The organism is Succinivibrio sp. (assembly GCF_045124615.1).
Lineage (GTDB): Bacteria > Pseudomonadota > Gammaproteobacteria > Enterobacterales > Succinivibrionaceae > Succinivibrio > Succinivibrio faecicola.
Genome location: NZ_JBGVMC010000125.1, coordinates 1 through 3,226 on the forward strand (window position 1 = coordinate 1; position 3,226 = coordinate 3,226).

Annotated in this window: 3 protein-coding genes; all 3 read right to left on the reverse strand. The window is 40.8% G+C overall.

All coding sequences use genetic code 11. The features are described 5' to 3' along the window. On the reverse strand, positions 1–660 hold a 660-nt coding region (locus tag ACJML3_RS03405), incomplete at its 3' end, for a hypothetical protein (RefSeq protein WP_406020627.1). A 52-nt stretch (positions 661–712) separates the two neighbouring features. Continuing rightward, positions 713–2,302, reverse strand: a complete 1,590-nt coding sequence (locus ACJML3_RS03410; RefSeq protein WP_406020629.1) for a DUF4055 domain-containing protein — start codon at positions 2,300–2,302, stop codon at positions 713–715. Positions 2,303–2,354: 52 nt separating this feature from the next. After that, on the reverse strand, positions 2,355–3,226 hold an 872-nt coding region (locus tag ACJML3_RS03415), incomplete at its 5' end, for a hypothetical protein (RefSeq protein WP_406020631.1).

Genomic DNA, 3,226 nt, shown 5'->3' on the forward strand with positions numbered 1-3,226 from the left:
ACCAATAGAACCACCAAATAAATGTGGCTTGTTCTTCTTGATAATGCCAGCCCATGTTTCAACAGTTACACCCTCAGGGTAAATTGAGTTAAGATTGTTGTCATGCTTTACTCGGACACTGCCATCGTCAGTCATTTCCAACATGCGTTCTGCATACATCAAACCATCGTCAATAGCGTAATCAGGCATACCATTCTGATGTAAAGCCTGTCTTGCCTTTTCACGTAAAGTGTTGGTTTTCTTTTCACGCAGATATGTTTCGTTAATCTTGCTAAGCTCATCAAACTTTGTCGTAAGTTCCTTAAACTTGATTTCGAGTTCTGCCTTGCTAGACTTGATCTTGTTTACGTCACTTTCGTTGTTTTTAAGATTATCAAGCTCTACTCGCATACCTTTAACGGCAGTAGCATCTAATCCGTCATAAGCGTCAAGACGTGACTGTAAATCCTTAACCTTTGAGGTAAGTTCCTTGTTGCTAGTGCGTTCCTTTGTCAAGGTGTCACGTACACGCTCAAAGTCAGACTGAAAAGCTATGTCGGCTCTAATCTGATACTTACCATCGGTGGTTTCAGCGTAAATACCACGAAGATTCTCGTCAACAGAGTCAAGAGAATCTACTGTTACTGGGAGAATTGTAGTGTTTGGATCTTTAAATGTCATTTTTTATATCCTCTATTTGTCAGACAACATCATTGTATCATAAAAATACAAATCACGAAACTTTTTCAACATCTGATATATCCTTGTTTGATGTGGCTACCTTTTTTTGCACACTTTCAGCTCCTCTTTCCTGAGCTGTCTTACCTGCGTTATTGCCGTTCAACGGATTTAAACCACTGTTAGTTCCTGCAAACTGCTGTTCAGGTGGCATAAGCATGTCTCTTAATCCACTGGCCTTTTCTTTCTTAATCATCTCAATCTGAGTATCAAATGGCTCTTTTGTATACCCCTTAGACTGAGCATATTCGTAAGCAGACTGTAAAGACATTGGGAAACCGAGTTTGATAGCAGTTGTAACCTTAACAAGATCATCACCTGTGATACGGAAATCACTAAATTCAAGATTAGGCTGAACAATTACCTTAGTTTCGTCTGCACCAATCCAGCGGGCGATAATTCTTAATGCTTTCTGCAAACCAAACGCACCTGTTAAAGCAATCTGATTAAGTGTAGCAGTCTGAGCAGTTAAACGAGTTTTTAATGACTCTCCACTTTCAAAAGTTGCTCCATTAGTCAGTAGATTACCACTCTTGACTTCACAACGATTGTACATGTTTTCAAGTGCCTGACGCATTTCAGGTATGCCGTCACCGTTCACACCGATAAACTTTGCATCACCATCAGCCCCAACGTTTAATACTGCACCTGCACCTGTTCTGATACCCTGCTCTAAAGCATTTTCTTTGTTATCAGTAGGAGCAGTTGTTACATTCAACAGGTTGCCCTTGATAACAAGGGTGTCCTGCCCCTGCATGTGTAATGCCTGCTTGTAGTCGGCACTCAATCTGTACGCTCCGAGACTTGTGTTGGCTAAATCATCTAACGGAGGATAATCAGGTGTTGATATACAGTCGCAGGCGTTAATGAATACGAATGGTATCTCATGCAGTTTAGTGCCTAAATAACTAGGAGTGAACATGTCGTTGACGTTGAAATTATTGCCTAAAAATACACCTTGAGTGTAATAATCATTAGCAGTAGTATACCCTCCATCACCTAACAGACATACTCTGTATCTATCTTCGTCTGACCATTGAAAGTCTTTGCATATATGCTCAACTTCATGTAATACCAACATGCTTAAATCAGAATAACCATGAGGATTGTCGCTGGTGTTCCAGTTTATAATGCTGAAAGCGTTGTAAAATGCTATGTACGGCTCACTTCCGTTGCTGTCAGTGTTAAGATCTACAAACAAACCACAGCGACCGAGCTTAACCTGCTCTGTGTTAATCATTCGTAAAAGACTTTCGAGGGATTGACCGTCTTTAGTAGCCTTATCCCTTAAATATTCCATCTCAGGTGGTAGCTGAATTGTCGGTGCAGACTGATGGCATAAACCTACATATCTGTCTACACCGTTCTTTACATGGTTTATGTAATCAGCTCTCTTGACATAAGCACGATATACCTTGTCACCTATGGATTCAGGTGTGCCTAAATCGTCTATAATCATGCCTGCTGACGGAGGTAGATATTTCACGCCAGCTCTCTTTACAACATCTTCTCCACGATAAAGGTCATCAAGTTTTTTCCAATATGGCAACATTTTCGTGTATTCGTAATTTTCACTATCTAACATTGTCGTTCCTCAAAAAGTAAAACACTACAATTATACCACTGTTAGCACTTCTTTACATCATGCCATACGTTGTGGTTTTCTTGTCTCCCCAGTCTAAATATGATACTGCATATCTGAGAGCATCGGCAATATGATCTTCTGCGTCAGTGTCAATGTCGCAGTCTTTCTTCGGATCTCGCTCTAAATTAGGAAATGTCCGTAAAAATGACCGACAGTGGTCACACACAAATAATCCTGCTTTCTCTCTCGGTAACGTAAAACCTGTCTGCTCGTCTACCTCAGGTACGGAATTTTGTAATCTCTGCTTGATTAAATTCCATCCCACAGCTCTCGAACCTGACTTCTTGTTCGCACCTATCCAGTTCTTACCTGCAAACATCTTTCCGTTCACGTTGACTGGTTTTCTCATTTCGTCTGCAATACAGTGGTCATCTTCCTTGCTGAATATAGCACTATCAGCAATAGACGCCACAAGCTGTTTCTGATAACCCCAGTTGACTTCTCGCTCAATAATGTTCTGACTTACCTTGCTCGCAAGCATACATAAACCTGTATTCGGCTTTCCTTGTACACAACCATAATACTCGTTGACAACGAATATATCACCTCGTACAGTCTGTATCGTCTTGCCTGTTTCAGTGGTAATGTCAGAACCATCGGAAACAGCAAGCCATAAGGTAGCAAACGGTTTTGACCAACCCCAGTCAAACCCACAGTATATGTGCCATGAGGTAGGAATCTTGAACCTAGACACAACATGATATTTGTTACGGAATATATCATTGAACATGCCATCACCATAAGATGCGTTCCAATCCCCGTATAACCACGCTCTGCGTAATTCAGGATCTTGTATAGACTCAAGCTCAAGTACATATTCAGGCGATAAATGCGTGTTTTCTTTATACGAACTGAATATATGAA

What these genes read in the sequence shown, in the direction of transcription:
- ACJML3_RS03410 (WP_406020629.1), bottom strand. Translation starts at nt 2,302, where the DNA reads ATGTTAGATAGTGAAAATTACGAATACACGAAAATGTTGCCATATTGG.